General features: G+C 47.1%; 15 protein-coding genes. 9 read left to right on the top strand and 6 right to left on the bottom strand.

Going from position 1 to position 22,369, the window contains the following annotated elements; genetic code table 11:
• Positions 1-11: 11 nt before the first annotated feature.
• From UNITIG_RS11665 to UNITIG_RS11650, 4 genes are read left to right on the top strand one after another with little or no spacing between them, the layout of a single operon-like run.
• Complete coding sequence (locus tag UNITIG_RS11665) at positions 12-899, top strand: protein-glutamate O-methyltransferase CheR (protein ID WP_101758539.1); 888 nt, start codon at positions 12-14, stop codon at positions 897-899.
• A 26-nt stretch (positions 900-925) separates the two neighbouring features.
• Positions 926-7,360 (top strand): Hpt domain-containing protein, encoded by a 6,435-nt coding sequence (locus UNITIG_RS11660; RefSeq protein WP_101758538.1) that lies wholly within the window; start codon positions 926-928, stop codon positions 7,358-7,360.
• Between the two features lie 3 nt (positions 7,361-7,363).
• Positions 7,364-8,347, top strand: a complete 984-nt coding sequence (locus UNITIG_RS11655; protein WP_101758537.1) for a chemotaxis protein CheB — start codon at positions 7,364-7,366, stop codon at positions 8,345-8,347.
• Between the two features lie 30 nt (positions 8,348-8,377).
• Positions 8,378-8,848: a chemotaxis protein CheW gene (locus tag UNITIG_RS11650; RefSeq protein ID WP_101758536.1), complete on the top strand. Its 471-nt coding sequence runs from the start codon at positions 8,378-8,380 to the stop codon at positions 8,846-8,848.
• Here the strand turns inward: UNITIG_RS11650 and UNITIG_RS11645 are convergent.
• The 5 genes from UNITIG_RS11645 to UNITIG_RS11625 all read right to left on the bottom strand — a co-directional run bounded on the left by UNITIG_RS11645 (position 8,845) and on the right by UNITIG_RS11625 (position 14,324).
• Positions 8,845-9,594: a 16S rRNA (uracil(1498)-N(3))-methyltransferase gene (locus UNITIG_RS11645; protein WP_101758535.1), complete on the bottom strand. Its 750-nt coding sequence runs from the start codon at positions 9,592-9,594 to the stop codon at positions 8,845-8,847. The two genes, UNITIG_RS11650 and UNITIG_RS11645, sit on opposite strands and share 4 nt — an antisense overlap.
• A gap of 123 nt (positions 9,595-9,717) precedes the next feature.
• Complete coding sequence (metF, locus tag UNITIG_RS11640; protein WP_101758534.1) at positions 9,718-10,554, bottom strand: methylenetetrahydrofolate reductase [NAD(P)H]; 837 nt, start codon at positions 10,552-10,554, stop codon at positions 9,718-9,720.
• A 97-nt stretch (positions 10,555-10,651) separates the two neighbouring features.
• Positions 10,652-12,004: an adenosylhomocysteinase gene (ahcY, locus tag UNITIG_RS11635; protein WP_101758533.1), complete on the bottom strand. Its 1,353-nt coding sequence runs from the start codon at positions 12,002-12,004 to the stop codon at positions 10,652-10,654.
• Between the two features lie 62 nt (positions 12,005-12,066).
• Positions 12,067-13,284: a methionine adenosyltransferase gene (metK, locus tag UNITIG_RS11630; protein WP_101758532.1), complete on the bottom strand. Its 1,218-nt coding sequence runs from the start codon at positions 13,282-13,284 to the stop codon at positions 12,067-12,069.
• Between the two features lie 38 nt (positions 13,285-13,322).
• Positions 13,323-14,324, bottom strand: a complete 1,002-nt coding sequence (locus UNITIG_RS11625; protein WP_101758531.1) for a metalloregulator ArsR/SmtB family transcription factor — start codon at positions 14,322-14,324, stop codon at positions 13,323-13,325.
• 266 nt (positions 14,325-14,590) lie between these two features.
• Between UNITIG_RS11625 and tkt the strand changes: the two genes are divergently transcribed.
• From tkt to UNITIG_RS11600, 5 genes are all read left to right on the top strand, one after another.
• Positions 14,591-16,588, top strand: a complete 1,998-nt coding sequence (gene tkt, locus UNITIG_RS11620) for a transketolase (RefSeq protein ID WP_101758530.1) — start codon at positions 14,591-14,593, stop codon at positions 16,586-16,588.
• A 2-nt stretch (positions 16,589-16,590) separates the two neighbouring features.
• Positions 16,591-17,637 carry a type I glyceraldehyde-3-phosphate dehydrogenase gene (locus UNITIG_RS11615; RefSeq protein ID WP_200821277.1) on the top strand — a complete coding sequence of 349 codons (1,047 nt, stop codon included), beginning with the start codon at positions 16,591-16,593 and terminating at the stop codon, positions 17,635-17,637.
• 54 nt (positions 17,638-17,691) lie between these two features.
• Positions 17,692-18,864: a phosphoglycerate kinase gene (locus UNITIG_RS11610; protein ID WP_101758529.1), complete on the top strand. Its 1,173-nt coding sequence runs from the start codon at positions 17,692-17,694 to the stop codon at positions 18,862-18,864.
• Between the two features lie 37 nt (positions 18,865-18,901).
• On the top strand, positions 18,902-19,966 hold the full coding sequence (gene fba, locus UNITIG_RS11605) for a class II fructose-bisphosphate aldolase (protein WP_101758528.1): 1,065 nt from the start codon (positions 18,902-18,904) through the stop codon (positions 19,964-19,966).
• 113 nt (positions 19,967-20,079) lie between these two features.
• Positions 20,080-21,027: an alpha/beta hydrolase gene (locus tag UNITIG_RS11600; RefSeq protein WP_101758527.1), complete on the top strand. Its 948-nt coding sequence runs from the start codon at positions 20,080-20,082 to the stop codon at positions 21,025-21,027.
• A 48-nt stretch (positions 21,028-21,075) separates the two neighbouring features.
• Here the strand turns inward: UNITIG_RS11600 and serA are convergent, their stop codons facing one another.
• On the bottom strand, positions 21,076-22,305 hold the full coding sequence (serA, locus tag UNITIG_RS11595; protein WP_101758526.1) for a phosphoglycerate dehydrogenase: 1,230 nt from the start codon (positions 22,303-22,305) through the stop codon (positions 21,076-21,078).
• Positions 22,306-22,369: the final 64 nt, after the last annotated feature.

Genomic DNA, 22,369 nt, shown 5'->3' with positions numbered 1-22,369 from the left:
GAGTGAGAGCGATGTCGAGGTGGTCTTATCAGGCGCCGCTGGAACTTAGTGATGAACAGTATGCCCGTTGGCAAACTCTATTAGAGCTCCGTACGGGCATTTGCTTTTTACAACATAAATCAATTTTACAAAAAGGCCTCAGCCAGCGTATGCGCGAAGTCGGGTGTGAGGATTATGAAGAGTATTTTCAGCAAGTAAGTCGTATTCCTGAAGGACTCATTGAGTGGACGCAGTTGGTAGACAGGATATCTGTCAAGGAAACCAGTTTTTATCGAGAGTCTCATTCCTACGGCGCAGTGCAAAAATATTTAATGACTCTATTTGAACTTGAGTCGAGAAGTAAGGGCGATACATTAGACCTATGGAGTGTAGGTTGTTCTACCGGAGAAGAGGCGTACTCGTTGGCGATGTTGGCGAATGAGGTTCTTGATTATGTATCAACGGAATGTTTTTTAGGTGTTATGGCTACTGATATTAGTCAGAGCGCGTTAGCAGTAGCAAGACTCGGAAAATACAGTGCGCGTAAAGTTGATAGTTTACCGCCATCGTTGAAGCATAAATATTTTACAGGGATAACGGAAAATCAATATCAAGTAGTTGCCAAGTTACGTCAACGTTTAGCTTTTGTACAAGGCAACTTGTTGGAACTGGATAAAATACCCCAGCTGGCGATGGATGTAATTTATTGTCAAAACGTATTAGTTTATTTTCGCCGCGATCGGCAATGGCAAGTTCTAAATGGCCTGGCAGAACACTTAAAGCCTGGTGGTTTATTGGTGATTGGTCCCGGTGAAGTAGTTGGATGGCAGCACCCAAAGATGCAAAGGTATAAAGATACCGCGGTGCAGGCATATATAAAAATATCGTTAAAAAGCCAGCGCGCGAAAAATGGCGCCTGAGGCTAACAACAAAAGGTTGCAATCCTATGAGTGAGCGCCAGGATTTTATTGCGCTAGAGTGGGTGGCGGGAGAAATTGAGGAAACCCTCAAGCAAGCCGCTCAAGCGTTAGATGAGTACATTGCCAATCGTGATGACAGTACCAAATTACGGTTTTGTCTAACACACATTCACCAGGTGCACGGTACTTTGCAAATGGTGGAGTTTTTTGGCGCAGCTTTGCTAGCTGAAGAAATGGAAGGATTGGCACACGCGCTGACGCAGGGAAAAATCCATGGCAGCCATATAGATGATGCTTTGGTGGTATTGAAAAACGCGATCAATCAATTGCCGCTCTATCTAGAAAAAGTTAAAGAATCCCGTCATGGCTTACCGGCTACATTATTACCCGTATTAAATGATTTGCGCGCCGTTCGTGGTGAGAGCTTATTGTCGGAAACGGTGTTATTTGCACCTGATATGCGCGTAGCGATAGCTAAAAATGAAACCTCCCAAGTTACGATTTCCGCTGATGAACTGACTGAAGTTGCTAATAAATTAAGACAAATGTTTCAGGTAGCATTATTGGGTTTAATTCGTGGCAATGATGTTAGTAAAAATTTAAATTATTTAGCCAAAGTTTGTGCGCGGCTAGTAAAATTAACTGAAGGTCAGCCACTGCAACCGCTGTGGAAAGTTTGCATTGCCGTTTTAGAAGGCTTGTTGAATAACAGTATTGATTCCAGTGTCGCGGTTAAAATTTTATTACGTCAGGTCGATCGCCAGATTAAAAAAATTATTGACGAAGGCAGCTCGGCTTTTCAACAGTCGCCACCAGAAGATTTACTCAAAAATTTGCTCTATTACGTAGCCCGCAGTAAATCGAATTCCCGCTATATCAGTGAGATCAGAAATGAATATAGTTTGGACGTATCATTATTAGGCGATGGTGAGCTTGATGATGAGTCATTAGCCGCGCCAGATAGTGCTGTGATGCACGCAGTCATTGAAGCTTTGGTGCAAGAGCTGGGAGAAATTAAATCAACATTATTTGCAGCGGGCAATGATAGTGCGACGTTAACCAACGTGCTACCTCTGTTTAAACGCGTAAATGACACCATGGCAATTTTGGGTATGGGTGTTGCCCTTAAACAATTACAAATTCCCTACTCTGATTTGGCAAAGGCATTGGCTACTCAGGATGTCGTCCGTGATGAACAAGTTAATAATATTGCTGCTCAAATATCCGCAGTTGAAAGTGAATTAAACCCCACTGAATTTTTAGAAGAGGGACAGGAGCGGACATTATTTAATGATAGCGAGGAAGCACAGCAGCAACTGGATAGCGCTTATGTGTCAGTTGTCAGGGAATCGCGTAAATCATTAGAGCAGGCAAAAGAAACTATTATTGAATTTGTGGCAACGCAATGGAACCATGAATGTTTAACTGATCTACCGAATTTATTAACTGAAATTAGTGGTAGTTTAAATATTGTACCGCTGCCCCGAGCAGCGAGAATTCTGCATTCTTGCGAACAATACGTTAGTCAAAAATTACTCACAGAGCGTTCGGTACCCGAGTGGCAAATGCTGGATACGTTGGCCGATGCGATAACGTCGGTAGATTATTATCTGGAACGTTTGGATGATGGCGCGGCAGAAGAAGGCAATACCATATTAGCGGTAGCAGAAGAAAGTGTTGCTGAATTAGGTTATCCGGTTGCGGTTGAACAAACAGCTGGGAATTTGAGTGAGGCAGTACCGCCAACCTTGGAAATGGAGTCGTCAGCGATTTCTGCTGATGAGTCTGCTGCAGAGCCGGTTGAAGCGCCAGTGCTGGCAGAAGTAATTCCTTTTCAGGCAGCCAATGGCAATAAGGAAACGTCGCAAGCAACAGAGGTACTACCGCCCGCTGAAGAGACTATTGAGTCAGCGCTAGAGCCGGAATTGGAAGCAGAGGTTGATGAAGATTTTGATCCTGAAATTGTAGAAATTTTTGTTGAAGAAGCCGGTGAAGTATTAGCCGAAATCGATGAGTCTTTACCGCTTTGGCAAGCCGATACCAGTAACAGCGAAGCGGCGACCAATGTCAGGCGTGCTTTCCATACCTTAAAAGGTAGCGGACGAATGGTGAAGGCCATGGCGATTGGCGAGTTAGCTTGGTCAATTGAAGACATGCTCAATCGTGTATTAGAGGGATCTGTGACGATTGATGCTGTTCGCTTTGCTTTAATTGAAGAAACTAAGGCGTTAGTACCGGCAATGGTTTCTGCGTTTGAACAACGCCAGGGAATTGATAAGTCAGCAATGAATTCAATCATTGCCAGAGCGAATTTATTGGCCAAAGAACAATCGCCAGCGCTTGATCAAATCGCCGGGGTTGTGGAACCTGCAGTGGTTGATGTTGAGCCTGATGTATCAGCTGAGGCTGTTGCTGAGAATAGTAGCGTCGAGCCGCCTGTTATTCTTGAACAGATAGAAGAAGAGCTGGACGAGGAGTTGCTGGAAATATTTGCTTCAGAAACTGCCGTACACGTGCAAGTACTGGACGACTTTATTGCGCATTGTTACAACCTTGCCGGTCCGGCTGAATTAACTGATGCTTTACAGCGCGCGCTTCACACGCTTAAAGGTAGTGCCAATATGGCAGGTATCACTCCGGTGGTGGCGATAGTGACGCCGTTGGAACATGTGATAAAAGAATTACGGGCCAGTCAATTAAAAGTCGATGAACCATTAGTCGCATTATTAGAGCGAGGCTCGTTATTAATTAAAGCCGGCGTAGAGCAGCTGACAACGACGCCAATGCAGGAGCTGCCTTCTTCGGAAAGTTTTGTTGAAGAAATTTTATCGCTGTTTGAAGCGAGGCTGGCTACAGCCGCAGCAGCCAAAGCGGATAGTGAAGAGTCGGGTATTCCTCCAGAGGCATTAAATAATTTCTTAACCGAAAGTTTAGATTTGATTACGGAACTGTCAGGGCGATTAGTGCTGTGGCAGCAAGGTGATGTGCAGCCAGGCGAGCTTGAATTACTTGAGTCGTTAATGGATGGATTCATTAATCAAGCTGAGTCCGTCAATATTATTCCGGCGGTAGAGTTTGGGCAGCAGGTACAAGTGTTGTATCGGCAGGCAGCCCAGGTTGATAGTAGCGCTGTTAGTGCTGAATTCTTTACTCTGATGAATGAAGCCAATGATTGTCTGGTAGATATGCTTGATCAAATCGCAGGTCATCAAACGCCAGTCTACGATGATAATTTATTTAATCGGATGCAGGATTTTGAATTCGCAGCCGAAGCGATTGAGGCGGACGCTAGTGAAGACGTTGTCGATAGTAACGACGTTGCTATGTTGCAGGATATTGATTTTGTCGAAGGTATCGCTGAAGACGATGCCATGTTTGCTGAAGCGGAAGTCTACGAATTAGATCTGGATGCGACTGTGAGTATGCCCGCATTATCTGATGAAGATGTAGCGTCATCCGGTGATGATGAGGAGGACATCACCTTCGAAGCGCCTATTTTGGATGCCCCTATTCTGGAAGAAGTGCTAGACACTATTGCTGAACCTGAAGATTCCATCGACCAGATACCCACTCTGGAACCTGTCACTGATGAAGCCCTGACAGAAAATATAGACCTTGATGCCTTGGAGCCCGAGCCGGTTGAAATAGAAGCGCTGAATGAATTCGTTCCTGAGTTGAGTGATGAAGTCGTTCCGGCCGCAGTTGCCGATGAGACGCAGGATGATGAAACTATTACTGCTGCAATGAGTGATTTAGCTGATGCCATTGCCAATGGTGTTGATTCCCCTGAAGCTCTCGAACCAGAACCAGAACCAGAACCAGAACCAGAACCAGAACCAGAACCAGAACTGGAGCTAACCTCAGTTGCGCCGGAAAGTACTGAAGACGATGATATCGATGAAGAGATTGTCGAAATCTTTTTGGAAGAGGCTGAGGATTTATTAGAAGACATTGACGAAGCGATTCATGGTTGGAGCGATAATCGTGGTAGCCGTGAACATCTGGATGATTTACTGCGTATTTTACATACCTTGAAAGGTGGCGCGCGCCTGGCGGGTATAACTCCGATGGGCGATTTAAGCCATAATTTTGAAACTTCGTTAATGGGGCTGGAAGGTTTAGCTGGCGAGGTCGATGACGATACGCTGCATTCCTTGCAAGAGTATCAGGATCAATTATTAGCCCAGCTAACCGCTATTAAGGCTGGTGAGCGCCTGGCGTCGATTGCTCCGCTGGAGTCCGAACCTAGCGTTGAAAATGAAACGACTGAATTAAAAGTTGAGTTTGAGGAAGAGCCAGAGCCAGAGCAACAACTGGACATAGATGACTCGCCTGCCGCAGACGATGTGGATGCCATAGCGGAAACAGCATCTGAATCACTGGATTTGGGTGCTGACGATACCGATGAAAGTTTTGAGCTTGATGATCTGGATTTTGCTGCGGTAGATGCAGACCTTGAAGAGGATGTTGCGGCTGAGGCGCCGCCCCCTGTTGATGACATTGCTCCTGTAGAGCAAAAGCCTGTTGAAACAAATACTTTGCCATCAGTGACGCATCAGTTAAGGGAGGTGTCGGCTGAGCAGGCGCTGTCAGCCAGTATCGATAATTCCGGGCGCAAAGGATCACAGGAAGTGGTCAAAGTATCTGCCCAGTTATTGGAAGAGCTGGTTAACCTTGCAGGTGAAACGTCTATTTCTCGAAGCCGAGCGGAAGAACAAATTTCCGAGTTGGTATTCTCGCTGGATGAAATGCAGATCACGGTCGATCGCTTGCAGGAACAAGTCCGTCGTTTGGATATGGAGACGGAGCAACAAATTTTGTATCGCCAGGAGCAGGTTGAAAGTGAGGGTCTTGAGGGCTTTGACCCCTTGGAAATGGACCGTTATTCACAACTACAACAGCTTTCTCGTTCGCTGCTGGAATCCTCATCTGATTTGATTGATATCAAGAGCACACTGGCTGATAAATCTCGCGACATGGAAACCTTGTTAGTCCAACAGTCACGGATTAATACAGAATTACAAGAAGGCTTGATGCGTTCACAGATGGTGCCGTTTTCAAGAATGGTACCGCGTTTGCGCCGCATTGTTCGCCAGATCAGTGGTGAATTGGATAAGCGCGTAGATTTCCACTTGGATAATGTTGAGGGTGAGCTGGATCGCTCAGTACTGGAACGGATGGTAGCACCGTTAGAGCATATGCTGCGTAATGCGGTTGACCACGGGATCGAATCAGCAGAGCAAAGAGAAGCATCCGGGAAAAATAAACGCGGCAATGTCACCCTCGATCTAGCAAGGGAAGGTGGCGAAATCGTTATTAGATTGATTGATGACGGTGCCGGTATTAATTTGGCGGCAGTAAAAGCCAAGGCGATTGAGCGTGGATTAATGGAGGCAAATGCCGAGTTAAGTGACCACGAAATACTGCAATTTATTTTACAGTCCGGGTTCAGTACCGCCGCAAAAGTTACCCAAATCTCAGGCCGGGGTGTGGGCATGGACGTGGTCCATAGTGAAATAAAACAGTTGGGTGGTTCGATGGATATCGAATCAACACTGGGCAAAGGAACACGCTTTACGGTACGTCTGCCATTTACCGTGTCAGTGAATCGTGCCTTGATGGTTAATGTAGGTGGTGATCGTTACGCGATTCCACTGAATAGTATTGAAGGTATTGTACGAGTCAGCCCATTTGAACTGGAGGCGTATTATCAACCTGATGCCCCCATGTTCGAATACGCGGGTCAGCCTTATTTATTACGTTATATGGGTGCGTTACTACACCGCGGTGAGAAACCAAATCTGGAAGGCCAGGTAATGCCGTTGCCTGTTGTGCTAGTGCGCGGTGCCGAGCATTCCATTGCAATACAAGTGGATAGTTTGATGGGATCACGAGAAATTGTGGTTAAACCATTGGGCCCGCAATTCAGTATGGTACAGGGTTTGTCCGGTGCCACCGTGCTGGGTGATGGTAGCGTGGTAGTTATATTGGATTTGTTAGCGATGATTCGTGCCGATGCATCCTTTATGCATAAAGATATGATTTCATCCCAGCAGGAGCAACAGGTAGAAGAGCGCGCTACATTGGTTATGGTAGTCGATGATTCAGTTACCGTGCGGAAAGTAACCTCGCGCTTCCTCGAGCGTCAAGGCATGGAGGTTATCACTGCCAAAGACGGTATGGATGCGGTAACGCAATTGCAGGAAATTGAACAAATACCTGATGTCATGTTGTTGGATATTGAAATGCCACGTATGGATGGTTTTGAAGTCGCCAGTCGTGTCCGTCATAACACTCGCTTGCAAGATATTCCCATCATTATGATTACGTCACGTACTGGTGAAAAACATCGCGAAAGAGCATTTTCGTTAGGTGTGAATGAATATATGGGTAAGCCGTTCCAGGAAACCGAGTTGTTGGAGAAAATTCAGCTACTGACGGGCGTTGCGGCTGAGAAATAAAAAATGACGGATAGCGCTGCGCCGCGTATTGCTCTGGTGACAGATAGCGATCTTAATCGTCACCTGCTGCAAAACGTACTTAGTGACGGCGGTTATCTATTAGCCCAGTCCATGGACTTTAGTGCCCTGGATGGCTTTTTAGCAAAAGATGAAGCTGCAGTTTTTGATGCCTGGTTGTTGGATGTTGAAGGAAGTAATATCCAGCCCTCTTTAGAAAAACTGCTAGAACAAAGTGATTTGCCGTTATTGCTTAACGATAATATACCACTGACTACAGATATCGCTGCTACTGATTTATGGCGACGTCGATTACTGGAAAAACTGGAAGTAGTAGCGTTAAGAAACGACGACAGTAGTTTGTCAACTACAGCAGAGCTGCAATCGCCAGATTTGCCTGCGCAGATTTGGGTATTGGCAGCATCACTGGGTGGGCCAGAAGCAGTAAAGCTTTTTTTATCGGCTTTGCCAGCAGGTTTACCGGTTGCCCTGGTTTACGGGCAGCATATTGAAACGAATTTCGATACTGTATTGGCTAAAGGAATTGGTACACAACATTGTTACCCTCTACAGTTGGTTCGTGGTGAGCAGATGTTGGCGCAAGGTTCTGTTGCTGTAGTGCCAGCAGACCGTCAACTTAGATTTTTGCCTCGCGGTCGAGTGATCGAAACTCGCAAGGCCTGGGCGGGTAGCTACCAACCGGCACTGGATCAAGTTATTGCTGATTTGGCACGGATCTACCGTGATAAATTAGGTGTGATTATATTTAGTGGTACCTGTAACGACGGCGAAATTGGTTGTCGAGTAGCTAAAGCTTGTGGCGCGACAATTTGGGCACAGGAACCAGAAAGTTGTGTCAGTGCTGCAATGCCCAATGCCGCCATTGATACTGGCTGTGTGAGTTTTCAGGGGACTCCAGAGCAATTGGCGGCTGAGTTAGTTAAAAAAATTAGTACCGACAGTAATGCAAATATAGCATTACCGGCCTAATTCCTACGTAAATATATAGAGAGGCAATCCATGAGCACAGAAGTCCAATCCACAATTGCCGCTAATGAATTGGCTACATTATTAATCCCAATGAATGGTAAGCAGCTGGTGTTACCCAATGTGTCGGTAGCCGAAATAATTCCGTTTGTTAAACCTACTGCTAAAGAAGGTAGTCCAGCCTGGTTTCTAGGATATTTTTCCTGGCGCAACACAGAGGTGCCATTAGTGTCTTTTGAGTCTTTAAACGACGAATCATTTCAAAGTCAAAGTGTGGGTAAACGGATTGCCGTACTAAATGGTTTAGTGGATGATCGTTTGCCATTTTGCGCGATTGTTACCGAGGGTATGCCGAGGTTGATGCGGGTTTTACCCAACGAGGTTTCAAACGACGAGTCGGTAACCATAGGCCCGGCTGAGCTAGCGAGAGTGCTAGTGAGCGGCGAAGAGGCAGTTATTCCCAATGTTGATTTTATTCAGCAGCAAACTTTGTTGCATATTTAAGCATCGTTTTTACAGCCAGAATTAAATATCGCCCATACCGATTGTAATAACGTGATCGCTACCAGTGGCGCCGTTTCGGTTCTCAATACTCTTGGGCCAAGCTGCATAGCTTGGAAGCCATTTTTTTCAGCGTCATTTATCTCCGTTTCATTTAATCCGCCTTCTGGTCCAATTAATAAGGCCGTTTTATTTACTTCATCGTCACTGTTAAGAGTTTGCTCTGTGCGATGATGCAATACCAGTTTTTTATCAGCCTGTACGCTAGTTAGCCATTGATCTATCCCCAGTAATTTATGCACAGTAGGAATACGATTGCGGCCGCATTGTTCACAGGCGCTAATAGCAATTTTTTGCCAGTGTTGTAGCTTTTTTTCTAAACGCTCGCCTTTAAGTTTAAGTTCTACACGCGCGCTTAGTAGCGGGGTTATTTCCGTAACACCTAATTCGGTAGCCTTTTGAATAACCCAATCCATGCGATCGCCTTTCGAAATAGCTATCCCGAGATGGATGCTCAGTGGGGATTCAGTTTCAAGTAAGTGCTGCTGCTGAACAGTAACAGTGACCCATTTTTTACTCACCGCCTCAATACACGCATCAAACTGGCCACCTTGGCCGTTAAATAAGATCAGTGGAGCACCTTCGTTAAGGCGTAGTACTTTGCTAATGTAGTGACTGCTAGCCTCATTTAATTCAGTGGTCTGATGTTCAGTTAATGGCTGTGCCACGTAGATTCGGGGTATGCGCATAGTATTCTGTATATAAAAGAATGTGAGCCAATAGTAGCACTGCGGTGCTGATTCAATAAATAAAAAAGCCGCTTAGCAAGTACAGCTAAGCGGCTTTTAACAATCGTCTTAAGCTTAAATAGTCTAAGATGATAAGCCTAAATTATTCCAAATAGTTTTATTAGGCTCTATCTGGTTCATGGTGTAAAAATGAATACCAGGAGCATCGGCGGCCAGCAGCTGCTCGCATAAGCGAGTCACTACTTCTATACCAAATGCCTTTATACTTGCAGTGTCATCACCATAGCCTTCAAGCTTTTGCGCCATCCATCGAGGAATTTCAGCGCCACAATTTTTTGAGAAGCGGGCAAGGTTTTGAAAATTGGTGATCGGCATAATGCCTGGATAGATCGGTTTTTCGATACCCGCTTTTTGGCATTGATCGATAAAATAGAAAAAGCTGTCGGCATTATAAAAGTACTGGGTAATAGCACTATTAGCACCGGCATCAAATTTCCGCTTGAGAAACTGGATATCACTATCATAACTGGCTGCGTCCGGATGGATTTCCGGATAAGCGGCAACTTCTAAATGAAAGTGATCGCCAGTATGTTTACGAATAAACTGAACTAACTCCTCGGCATAGACCAGTCGTTGGGCGCCCATGCCTGATGGAATATCGCCTCGCAGTGACACAATACGATCAATACCTGCGTCTTTGTATTCGTTAATCAGTGCCAGCATAGAGGCTTCATCATCGCCGCCAAAAGACAGGTGCGGCGCGGTAGCAATACCTGCAGTTTTCATGGCAAATACAATTTCTTTAGTGTTGTCGCGGGTGGAGCCGCCAGCACCATAGGTTACTGAGAAAAAATCAGGATTTAATTGATTAAGTTCATCGCGTACGACATTCAATTTTTCTCTACCGACATCAGTTTTCGGCGGAAAAAATTCAAAACTAAAGCGTTTTTTGTCAGTCATGGTCATCGCTTCTAAGCAAAAGGTCTGGTTATGGACCAGACACTGCGCCTCGCAAAGCAAGGCGCTATTTGGTTAAGTCTCCGCTAGGGAAACAGCCTTAGTACTTATAAGAATCCGTTTTGAACGGACCTTCAACCGCCACATTGATGTAGTCAGCTTGCTCCTGCGTCAGTTTGGTAATCACACCACCAAACCCATTGACCATATGCGCCGCAACTTCTTCATCCAAGTGTTTGGGCAATACTTCCAACGTGATTGCAGTATCTTTTTTATCTGCATACTTCAAACCATACAAGTGAATCTGCGCCAGTACCTGGTTAGCAAAGGAACCATCCATGATCCGTGAAGGGTGGCCAGTAGCGTTGCCCAGGTTAACCAAGCGACCTTCTGATAACAGAATCAAATGATCGTTAGTGGCTTTGTCGCGATAGACTTTATGGACCTGTGGTTTAACTTCATCCCACTCCCAGTTCTTGCGCATAAACGCGGTATCGATTTCGTTATCGAAGTGACCGATGTTACAAACCACAGCACCGTTCTTCAGCGATTGTAAAATGGCTGAGTCACACACGTTCAAGTTACCGGTGGTGGTTACCACAATATCGGTATTTTCTAACAATGCTTTATTGGTATCTTCAGCTTTGCCGGTGTTAATGCCGTTGTTGTAAGGTGATACGACTTCAAAGCCGTCCATACATGCCTGCATTGCACAAATGGGGTCAATTTCCGATATCCGTACAATCATTCCTTCCTGGTTCAAAGATTGTGCAGAACCTTTGCCCACGTCACCATAACCAATAACCAGTGCTTTTTTACCCGATAACAAGTGATCGGTACCGCGCTTGATCGCATCGCTTAACGAGTGGCGACAGCCATACTTATTGTCGTTTTTGGATTTAGTGATGGAATCGTTAACGTTGATCGCCGGTACTTTCAAAGTACCTTTTTCTAACATCTCTTGTAAGCGGTGAACGCCGGTGGTGGTTTCTTCGGTGATACCGTGGATATTGTCTAGCATCTGGCCGTATTTTTCATGTAGCATTAATGTCAGATCGCCACCGTCATCGAGCACCATATTGGCATCCCAAGGCTGACCGTCTTTTAAGATGGTTTGTTCCAAACACCACTCATACTCTTCTTCGGTTTCACCTTTCCAGGCATAAACGGGTACACCGGCAGCAGCGATAGCGGCGGCAGCGTGATCCTGCGTTGAGAAAATATTACATGATGACCAGCGCACTTCTGCACCCAGTGCTACCAGTGTTTCAATCAATACGCCGGTTTGAATGGTCATGTGGATACAGCCTAAAATCTTGGCACCCGCTAGTGGTTGGCTGGGGCTGTATTTAGCGCGCATCGCCATCAGTGCTGGCATTTCGGTTTCGGCGATGTCCAGTTCTTTACGGCCCCAGGCCGCGAGAGAAATGTCTGCTACTTTATAATCGGTCATGTTTTTGTCCTTTGGTAAGTCGGGTCAGTGTGCTGACCCGACGCAAGTAAATGGCTAAGGGGTTAGGCGTTGACGGCGGCTTTTAACGCATCAACTTTGTCAGTTTTTTCCCAGGTAAAGGCGGTAAAGGTGTCTGACTTTTCAGCACCGGTTTCATCTTTCCAGGAATAGGTATGTTCAAATGGTTCACGACCAAAGTGACCGTAAGACGCAGTCAGTTGATACATGGGGTGTAGCAAATCCAGCATTTTAGTAATGCCGTAAGGACGCAGGTCAAACACTTCGCGAATCGCTGCGGTTAGTTTTTCATCGGACACGGTACCGGTGCCAAAGGTGTTAATAGAAATAGAGGTCGGTTCGGCAACGCCAATCGCGTAAGAGACCTGAATTTCACAGCGCTCGGCCAAGCCCGCTGCTACTACATTCTTGGCAACATAACGGCCCGCATAAGCGGCAGAGCGGTCCACTTTAGAGGGATCCTTACCCGAGAATGCACCACCACCGTGACGTGCCATGCCGCCATAAGTATCAACAATAATTTTACGGCCGGTCAAGCCACAGTCACCTACCGGGCCACCAATGACAAAGTTGCCGGTGGGGTTGATGTGGTACTGGGTGTTTTCATGCAACCATTCTTTAGGTAAAACGGGTAACACTACGTTTTCCAAAATGGCTTCGCGCAAATCATCTAATGAAATATCGGGATCGTGTTGGGTGGATAATACAACGGCATCAATTGCTACTGGCTTGCCATTTTCATAGCGCAAGCTGACCTGGGATTTGGCATCGGGACGCAACCATGGCAGCACGCCGTCTTTACGCAATTGCGCCTGGCGCTCGACTAGACGGTGCGAATAATACACCGCTGCTGGCATCAGGCTTTCGGTTTCGTTGGTGGCATACCCAAACATTAAACCTTGATCGCCTGCGCCTTGATCTTCCGGCTTGGAGCGATCCACGCCCATATTGATATCGACCGACTGTTTACCAATCGCGTTTAATACCGCACAGCTGGCGCCATCAAAACCAACGTCGGAGCTGTTGTAGCCAATGCCGATAATGACGTCGCGGATAATATCTTCCAGGTCGACATAGCACGACGTGGTGAGCTCACCGGCAACAATCGCCATACCGGTTTTGACCAGTGTTTCTACGGCGACACGGGCCATTGGGTCGCGGGCAATAATCGCGTCCAGTACCGCGTCGGATACCTGGTCGGCCATTTTATCCGGGTGGCCTTCAGAGACTGACTCTGATGTGAATACGGAATACTCTGACATGGATACTTCTCCTGATAATAAAATGCTGTAACGTTAAATTAAATTTTTACGAACTGTCTTATCTGCACACGAAAGCCATTGCGTTGTGCCAGATAAATATTTTCACCGGTTTTAAATCCTGCGGCAGCGGCCCATTGGGTTAAATCTTCCGGGGCAAAGCCCAGCCATAAATCACCGCAGGATTCTTTCACCCACTCCTGATCATGGCTGCATAAATCAGTAACAAATAGTTGCCCGTCTTTTCTTAATAGTTTTGCTAAGTCGAAAAATATGTCAGCAGGAGATGGGGTGTGATGTAAAACCATATTCACTACCGCGCAATCCGCATGGAGGTTATCGAGTTGCGGGTCTTTGGTATCGCCCTGAATAAAATTGATATTGGATAAGCCGCTTTGCTCAGCAAATACGGTGGCTTTGTCTAACATCTTTTGTGAGTTGTCGAGAGCGTAGACTTGTTGGAAGCGTGGCGATAATTCCGCCAGGAATGCACCTTCACCTGGTCCAACTTCTAACACTTTGGGATGGCGCTGATTGCCAAAGCAACGGCCAATCATTTCAATCGCATTAGGGCCATACAATTCGTAGGCAGCAATTTGTTCTTGCTGTTGCCGAAAACTATCTGCGTTTTCAGCAAAAAAGTTTTCCGAGTTCGCGGCGCGGTTGTGTTGCACCTGTTCAATTTTATCTTGTAGCTGTTCGCAATTGGGTTGCTTATCAATAACCTGATGCAAGGCCTGTTGTAGGGCAGTGAGTTCAGAATTGTTATTGCGGTTGGCGCGACGATAAAAAATAGTATTGCCTTCTCGGCGGGTTTTAACCAGGCCGGCATTGGCGAGAATTTTCAGGTGATGGCTCATGCCCGATTGCTTGGTGTCAAAGATGCTGCACAGTTCGAGCACACCGTAGGAATCCCGATTGAGTACCCGCAAAATATCCAACCGCAACTGGTCAGCGCTGGCTTTGCAAAAGGCAAGCAGGGCGTCCGGGTCGGTGTTGTTGGCCACCAGCGGGGTCACATTTGTGGGTGATAATTCAGTCATGGCGGAGGAGTCTATCAGCACTTTGCATCTATATCAAAATATTTCGATATAGATTTTGAGGGCTTATTGGGAGTCTGGTAGCGAATTTAGGCAAGCAGAATTCTTTCGGCGGCCAGATATTCGGGATTTATGAGTGCAATTACGTTAATTAGCCGGTATTGGCCAGTTTTTTTACCCTCAGCAATTGCCGTGGGGCCGCCGGTAGGGGAAAATAGCCGCCCTCAAATACCACCGTAATGAATACCCTATCTCAGGAGTCTAAATAGATGCCTTCTCGTAGCGAGTTAGCTAATGCCATCCGCGCCCTTAGTATGGACGCCGTTCAACAGGCCAATTCTGGCCACCCTGGAGCCCCGATGGGGATGGCAGATATCGCCGAAGTGCTGTGGAATGATTATCTGCGCCACAACCCGGCTAATCCCAATTGGGCTGACCGCGACCGCTTTGTGCTATCCAATGGTCATGGCTCAATGTTGATCTACTCGCTACTCCACCTTAGCGGCTATGACTTGCCGATGGAGGAATTGAAAAACTTCCGGCAAATGCACTCGAAAACACCGGGTCACCCGGAATACGGTTACGCTCCCGGTGTTGAAACCACCACTGGCCCGCTGGGGCAAGGTATTACAAATGCCGCGGGTATGGCGGTAGCAGAGAAGGTGTTGGCAGCGCAATTTAACCGCGATGGTCACGAGATTGTTAACCACTATACCTATACCTTTTTGGGCGATGGCTGCTTGATGGAAGGTATCTCCCATGAAGCATGCTCGCTGGCGGGTACTTTGGGTTTGGGCAAGCTAATTTGTTTCTATGATGACAACGGTATCTCTATTGATGGTGAAGTGGAAGGCTGGTTTACCGACGACACGCCCAAGCGTTTTGAGTCCTACGGTTGGCAGGTGATCCCTGCGGTTGATGGTCATGATGCCAAGGCCATCATTGCGGCAATCGAAGCGGCACAGGCTGAAACCGGCAAACCGACGCTGATTTGTTGCAAAACCATTATCGGTAAAGGCTCACCGAATAAGCAGGGTAAGGAAGATTGTCACGGTGCAGCTTTGGGCGAAGCGGAAGTAGCGCTAGTGCGCGAAACCATTGGCTGGTCCCACGCACCGTTCTTTGTACCCAGCGATATTTATGGTGGCTGGAGCGCCAAGGAAAAAGGCGCAAAGCTGGAAGCGGAATGGAATGCACGCTTTGACGCCTATGCCGAAGCGCATCCTGAATTGGCGCTGGAATTAGCCCGTCGCTTAAGCGGTGACTTACCGGAAGATTTCGCCGAGCAAGCCAATGCCTATATTGCTCAGTTACAGCAAGACGGCGCCTCAGTAGCGTCGCGTAAAGCTTCGCAGAATTGCCTGAATGCCTACGGTCCATTGCTGCCAGAAATGCTAGGCGGCTCCGCTGACCTGGCGGGTTCCAACTTAACCATCTGGAGTGGTTCCAAGGGTGTGAGTGCCGATGATGCCAACGGTAACTACCTCTATTACGGCGTGCGCGAGTTTGGTATGTCGGCCATGATGAATGGTATGGCCTTGCATGGTGGCTTCATTCCTTATGGAGCAACCTTTTTGATGTTTATGGAATACGCCCGCAATGCGGTGCGGATGGCGGCCTTGATGCGTCAGCGAGTCATTTTCGTCTATACCCATGATTCAATTGGCCTGGGTGAAGACGGCCCTACCCATCAGCCGGTAGAGCAATTAACCTCATTGCGTTCTACGCCACAGCTAGATACCTGGCGTCCCTGTGATGCAGTTGAATCTGCAGTCAGCTGGAAAGCTGCATTAGAGCGCACCGATGGCCCCAGTGCGTTGATCTTTTCGCGTCAGAGTCTGGCACACCAGCCGCGGGATAATGAGCAGTTAGCCAATATCGCCCGTGGTGCCTATATCCTCAGCGACTGTGACACCGATCCCGATGCGATTATTATTGCCACCGGTTCGGAAGTGCAATTAGCTATTGATGCCAAAACCGAGTTGGAACAGCAAGGCCGTAAAATTCGCGTGGTGTCGATGCCTTCTACATCAGTATTTGATGCGCAGGATGTGGCGTATCGCGAGTCAGTTTTGCCGAGTAATGTGTTGGCCAGAGTGGCGGTGGAAGCGGGCCATAAAGATTTCTGGTACAAGTATGTCGGCCTTGATGGTCGCATTGTGGGCATGGAAACCTTTGGTGAATCGGCGCCCATTAAAGACTTAATGGAGCATTTTGGCTTTACCGTTGAGGCCGTGGTAGAAGCGGTAGTCGACGCGCTGGGATAACTATGACTGTGTCAGCCGTCAGTGATGACAGCGCCCCCGTGTTTCGTTTAGCCATTAATGGTTATGGTCGCATTGGGCGCTGTGTGTTGCGTGCGCTTTATGAATCCGAATATCGCCAGCAGATGCAGGTAGTAGCAATTAATGAACCCGCTGATCTGGCGACCATTGTTCATTTGACCAAATATGACAGTACCCACGGCCGCTTTCCCGCCACCATTGCGGCAGTAGAGCAGGGCCTCAGCATTAATGGTGATCGTATTGCTGTTAGTCACTGCACCAAACTGGCTGATCTGGATTGGTCGCAGCACCGGATTGATGCAGTACTGGAGTGCAGTGGCCACTACGATGACATCGATACCTTGCAGCAGCATATACAGCGTGGCGCGGGCAAGGTGCTGTTATCACAGCCGGGTAACACACCGATTAAACCTATTGTCTGTGGTATCAACGAGCACATTTTATCGGCCGATGAAACGATCGCTTCAGCCGCCTCTTGCACCAGTAATGGTATCGCGCCGGTCATTGCTGTGTTGCATCAAGTATTTAGCGTGCAGTCCGGAGTGATAACCACGATTCACTCGGCAATGAATGACCAGCCGGTTATTGATGCTTATCACCATACGGATTTGCGCAAAACCCGGGCCGCAGGTCAGTCTATTATTCCGGTAGAAACAGGGCTGGCTGCGGGTGTTGGTCGTATTATTCCGGAACTGGACGGTCGCTTTCAGGCGCGAGCGTTGCGAGTGCCAACGCTGAACGTATCGGCAATGGAGTTAACCGTGACAGTGGCAAGCCCGGTCAGCGTGGAAACTGTAAATAATGCGTTGCGTGAGGCGTCAGAGGGTGATTTGATAGACATTCTTGGTTATAGCGAAGAGCCTTTGGCTTCTTGTGATTTTAATCATGATCCCCGCTCTGGCATAGTCGATGCAGGGCAAACCCGTGTCAGTGGCAATATCGTCAATGTGCTGGTGTGGTTTGATAATGAATGGGCTTATGCAAATCGCATGTTGGATGTGGTTTCACTGTGGCTGAATACCAAAAACTAAAATAATAACAGCCAAGTTAGATAAATAATTAAATTAAGAGTTGAGAGTAATTAAATGTCCACCAATGTAATAAAAATGACTGATCTGGATCTGGCGGGTAAACGCGTGTTGATTCGTGAAGATTTAAATGTACCGATTAAGGATGGCAAAGTTAGCAGTGATGCGCGTATTCGTGCGGCCTTACCAACAATTGAATTGGCCTTGAATGCCGGTGCAAAAGTAATTGTCATGTCCCACTTGGGACGGCCAACAGAAGGTGAATTTGATGAGCAGTATTCACTGCAGCCAGTGGCAGATCATCTGGCAAAAATGTTAGACCGAAAGGTACCCTTAATCAGTCATTGGCACGATGGCGTCGATTTGGTTGCAGGTGAAGTAGCGCTATTGGAAAATGTTCGTTTCAATGCGGGTGAGAAAAAAGACAGCGAAGATTTAGCTGAAGCCTACGCGTCCCTGTGCGATATTTTTGTGATGGATGCGTTTGGTACTGCGCATCGTGCACAAGCGTCTACCCATGGGGTAGCCCGGTTTGCGCCAGTAGCTTGTGCGGGTCCGCTGTTAGCTGGTGAGCTGGAAGCGTTGTCAAAAGCGCTGGCAAATCCTGAGCGGCCCATGGTGGCGATTGTGGGTGGCTCCAAGGTATCCACCAAGCTTACTGTGTTAGAAGCCTTATCAGAAAAAGTCGATCAATTGATTGTGGGCGGCGGCATCGCCAATACCTTTTTGGCGGCCAGCGGCAAGCCCGTGGGTAAATCGTTGTGTGAACATGACCTGCTGGATAGTGCAAAAGCGTTAATGGCAAAAACGGCTATTCCAGTTCCGATTGACGTGGTTACCGGTAAAGTATTTTCAGAAACAGCTGCAGCCGAATTAAAAGCGGCGGGGGATGTTAGCGAGGACGATATGATTTTTGATATTGGTCCGCAGGCGTCAGCGCAGATCGCCGAGATTTTAACCAAGGCGAAAACTATTATATGGAACGGGCCGGTTGGCGTGTTTGAATTTGATCAATTTGGTGCCGGCACCAAAGCCCTAAGTGAAGCCATCGCCAACAGCGCAGCATTTTCTCTGGCCGGTGGTGGCGATACTCTGGCGGCAATTGATAAATACAATATTGCTGATAAAGTTTCTTATATTTCTACCGGTGGTGGCGCCTTCCTGGAATATGTAGAAGGTAAAGTATTACCCGCCGTTGCTATGTTAGAGCAACGCGCAAAATCCAAATAAATTATTAAAAAGTAAAAGCACTGAGAAGGATAAAAACATGGCTCTGATATCTATGCGACAAATGCTCGATCATGCCGCCGAATACGGCTACGGTGTGCCCGCATTTAACGTCAATAATCTGGAACAAACCCGGGCTATTATGGAAGCCGCCCGCCAAACTAACAGCCCGGTTATCATGCAGGCTTCGGCGGGTGCACGAAAATATGCTGGTGCTCCATTTTTACGGCATATGATTTTGGCAGCGATTGAAGAGTTTCCTGAAATCCCGGTGGTTATGCATCAGGATCACGGCACTAGTCCGGCTATTTGTCAGCGTTCTATCCAGTTAGGGTTTTCATCAGTGATGATGGACGGCTCATTGGGTGAAGATGGAAAAACGCCATCAAGCTATGAATATAATGTCGATGTCACCCGCCGTGTTGTTGATATGGCACATGCTTGTGGTGTGTCAGTAGAAGGTGAACTGGGTTGTCTTGGTTCTTTGGAAACTGGCCAAGCCGGTGAAGAGGATGGTGTCGGTGCAGAAGGCATTTTGACTCATGATCAAATGCTGACTGACCCGGAAGAAGCGGCTGACTTTGTCAATAAAACACACGTTGATGCCTTGGCGATTGCCTGTGGTACCAGTCACGGTGCGTATAAATTTACCCGTCCACCGACGGGTGACATTCTGGCAATTGATCGCATCAAAGATATTCATAAACGCATACCGGGTACGCACTTGGTTATGCATGGTTCATCGTCAGTGCCACAAGAGTGGTTGGCGATCATCAATGAGTTTGGGGGTGAAATCCCAGAAACTTACGGGGTGCCGGTTGAGCAGATTGTTGAAGGTATCAAACACGGCGTGCGAAAAATTAATATCGATACGGACTTACGTTTGGCATCTACTGGTGCGATTCGTCAGTTTATGGCAAAGAATCCGTCTGAATTTGATCCGCGTAAGTATTTGCAGCAAACGATCAATGAAATGAAAGCGATTGTTGTGGCCCGTTACGAAGCGTTTGGCACTGCTGGTAATGCTTCAAAAATTCAGGCGCTGGGTTTGGAGGCTATGTATCAACGCTACGATCGTGGTGAGCTGGAACCCAAAATTAACTAAGCTGTAAAAAGGGCAGTTTGACTGCCCTTTTTTATGCTCAGGATGAGCGGTATGCGTTCATGGGGCAAGCAGTGCAAAATGGAATAAACAAAATAGAATGGCCGCATGATTAAATGAATCTCGATGCCCTTGCCAAACAATTAAAGCCCTTCGATCCTTCGATTGATCCTGCGACCAGTGATGCAGAATTGGCTTACTTTCGTTTTTACGGCATTAATTTTGAGGAAAACTTTAGTCAGGTTAAACATCACTTTGGTTATTTCAACAGTGGCCGTTTTACCATTGTGGCGCATTATTTTGCGCTGCCACTGGCAACCGATACCTGCTTTATAGTGCATGGTTATTATGACCATGCGGGTTTGTACGGCAATCTTATCGAATACTGTTTAAAGCGTAATATGGCGGTAGTCATTTTTGATTTGCCCGGCCATGGCTTGTCTACCGGTGAGCGAGCCAGTATTGCCAGCTTTGCCGATTATCAAACCGTGTTCACCGACTTGCTGCAGTTAGTTGATGGTAAGGTGCCTCGTCATTGGTATGCGATGGGTCAGAGTACTGGCGGTGCTATTTTAATGGACTATTTATTATCCGGTGGTGAGTCCGTTTTTTCCAAGACGGTATTGCTGGCACCGTTAGTCAGGCCGCATCAATGGCATTTATCATTGCTAAGTCATAAAATTGTTAGCTGTTTCGTTGATAAAATAAAGCGTCGTTTTGCGATAAATTCTGACGATAAAAAATTTCTTATGTTTATTAAAAATAAAGATCCCTTGCAGTGTAAAGAGTTGCCATTGCAGTGGGTGTCAGCGTTAAAACAGTGGCTGTTGTATTTTCTGCAATTACCGCCCGCAGTCAGTCCGGTATTAATCGTTCAGGGTGAGCAGGATGATACCGTGGACTGGCGCTACAATTTAGCGGTTATTCGCAAAAAATTTAGCACCGCCAAGTTTTTTTATATCAAACAAGGCCGTCATCATTTAGTCAATGAAGGTAAAAAAATTCGTGCGCCGATGTTTTCGGCAATCGATATGTTTTTTGATGTGTATAAAAGTGGCTCTTAGCCTGAGCCACTTTTATTGTTGTTGAAAGTTAATTGCAGCAGTGTTCGTTTAGAAAAGCACCCGGCAGCGTACAGTACCATCAACTTCACTCAGTTTTTTCAAGGCTAGTTCACTGTACTCAGCGTCGATATCAATGACGACATAACCAATATCTTTAGTGGTCTGCAAATACTGCGCGCGAATGTTAATACCGTTTTCAGCAAATACCTGGTTGATGGCTGACATCACCCCCGGCACATTGTGGTGGGTGTGCAACAAACGGTGCATATCGGTATGAGCAGGCAATGCCACTTCCGGGAAGTTGACCGATGACGTTGAGGTGCCGTTATCGCTGTAGCGCGCTAATTTTTCTGCCACTTCCAGGCCAATGTTTTCCTGTGCTTCCATGGTGCTACCGCCAATATGCGGAGTAAGAATCACATTGTTGAATTTGCGTAAAGGTGAAATAAATTCATCGTCATTGGATTTTGGTTCCACTGGAAATACATCAATAGCTGCGCCCGATAAATGACCTGATTCCAATGCCGCTGCCAGTGCGTCAATGTCGACTACCGTACCCCGTGAAGCATTAAGCAAAATAGCACCTTCTTTCATCTGTGACAGTTGCTGGGCGCCGATCATATTTTTAGTCGAACCTGTTTCCGGAACATGCAAGCTGACCACATCCGACTTGGCTAGCAACGCACTTAAGCCTGCGGCTTGTGCGGCATTGCCCAGCGGTAATTTACTGGTGACGTCGTAAAACATGACTTGCATACCCAGAGACTCAGCGATGACGCCTAGCTGCATGCCGATACTGCCGTAGCCAATAATACCCAGTTGCTTGCCTCGAATTTCAAAGGAGCCGCTGGCGGATTTCTGCCAAACACCCTGGTGAGCCAGGGCATTTTTCTCGGCTACGCCACGCAGTAACAATATGGCTTCGGCGATCACCAGTTCTGCGACGCTGCGGGTATTGGAAAAGGGTGCGTTAAAGACCACAATGCCCTTTTCTGTAGCGGCGCTTAGATCGACCTGATTGGTGCCGATACAAAAACAGCCAATGGCGATCAGTTTTTTCGCGTCAGCTAATACTTCGCTGGTCAATTGGGTGCGCGAACGGATACCGATAAAGTGGGCGTCCGCAATTTCGGCTTTCAGTTGGTCTTCTGGCAAGGCTTTGGGGTGGCTAACAATATTTGTGTAGCCGGCGGATCTCAGCGTGGCTTCAGCAGAAGCGTGTAGCCCTTCTAATAATAGGAACTTGATTTTACTTTTATCAAGAGAAGTTTGGCCCATGGGGAAGGCTCCTGCGATGATGTATGACGATTGATTAGGACCGTATTTTCAGGCCCATCGGGAA

The organism is Oceanicoccus sp. KOV_DT_Chl, assembly GCF_900120175.1.
GTDB lineage: Bacteria > Pseudomonadota > Gammaproteobacteria > Pseudomonadales > Dasaniaceae > Oceanicoccus.
Note: the sequence above shows the minus strand (reverse complement) of the source record. Positions and strands in the feature narration are given on the sequence as shown.

Excerpts from the sequence above, each read along its gene's own strand:
- metF (WP_101758534.1), bottom strand. The coding sequence starts at position 10,554 with ATGACTGACAAAAAACGCTTTAGTTTTGAATTTTTTCCGCCGAAAACT.
- UNITIG_RS11665 (WP_101758539.1), top strand. The coding sequence starts at position 12 with ATGTCGAGGTGGTCTTATCAGGCGCCGCTGGAACTTAGTGATGAACAG.
- UNITIG_RS11625 (WP_101758531.1), bottom strand. The coding sequence starts at position 14,324 with ATGACTGAATTATCACCCACAAATGTGACCCCGCTGGTGGCCAACAAC.
- fba (WP_101758528.1), top strand. The coding sequence starts at position 18,902 with ATGGCTCTGATATCTATGCGACAAATGCTCGATCATGCCGCCGAATAC.
- metK (WP_101758532.1), bottom strand. The coding sequence starts at position 13,284 with ATGTCAGAGTATTCCGTATTCACATCAGAGTCAGTCTCTGAAGGCCAC.
- ahcY (WP_101758533.1), bottom strand. The coding sequence starts at position 12,004 with ATGACCGATTATAAAGTAGCAGACATTTCTCTCGCGGCCTGGGGCCGT.
- UNITIG_RS11655 (WP_101758537.1), top strand. The coding sequence starts at position 7,364 with ATGACGGATAGCGCTGCGCCGCGTATTGCTCTGGTGACAGATAGCGAT.
- UNITIG_RS11660 (WP_101758538.1), top strand. The coding sequence starts at position 926 with ATGAGTGAGCGCCAGGATTTTATTGCGCTAGAGTGGGTGGCGGGAGAA.
- tkt (WP_101758530.1), top strand. The coding sequence starts at position 14,591 with ATGCCTTCTCGTAGCGAGTTAGCTAATGCCATCCGCGCCCTTAGTATG.
- UNITIG_RS11615 (WP_200821277.1), top strand. The coding sequence starts at position 16,591 with ATGACTGTGTCAGCCGTCAGTGATGACAGCGCCCCCGTGTTTCGTTTA.
- UNITIG_RS11600 (WP_101758527.1), top strand. The coding sequence starts at position 20,080 with ATGAATCTCGATGCCCTTGCCAAACAATTAAAGCCCTTCGATCCTTCG.
- UNITIG_RS11610 (WP_101758529.1), top strand. The coding sequence starts at position 17,692 with ATGTCCACCAATGTAATAAAAATGACTGATCTGGATCTGGCGGGTAAA.
- serA (WP_101758526.1), bottom strand. The coding sequence starts at position 22,305 with ATGGGCCAAACTTCTCTTGATAAAAGTAAAATCAAGTTCCTATTATTA.
- UNITIG_RS11645 (WP_101758535.1), bottom strand. The coding sequence starts at position 9,594 with ATGCGCATACCCCGAATCTACGTGGCACAGCCATTAACTGAACATCAG.
- UNITIG_RS11650 (WP_101758536.1), top strand. The coding sequence starts at position 8,378 with ATGAGCACAGAAGTCCAATCCACAATTGCCGCTAATGAATTGGCTACA.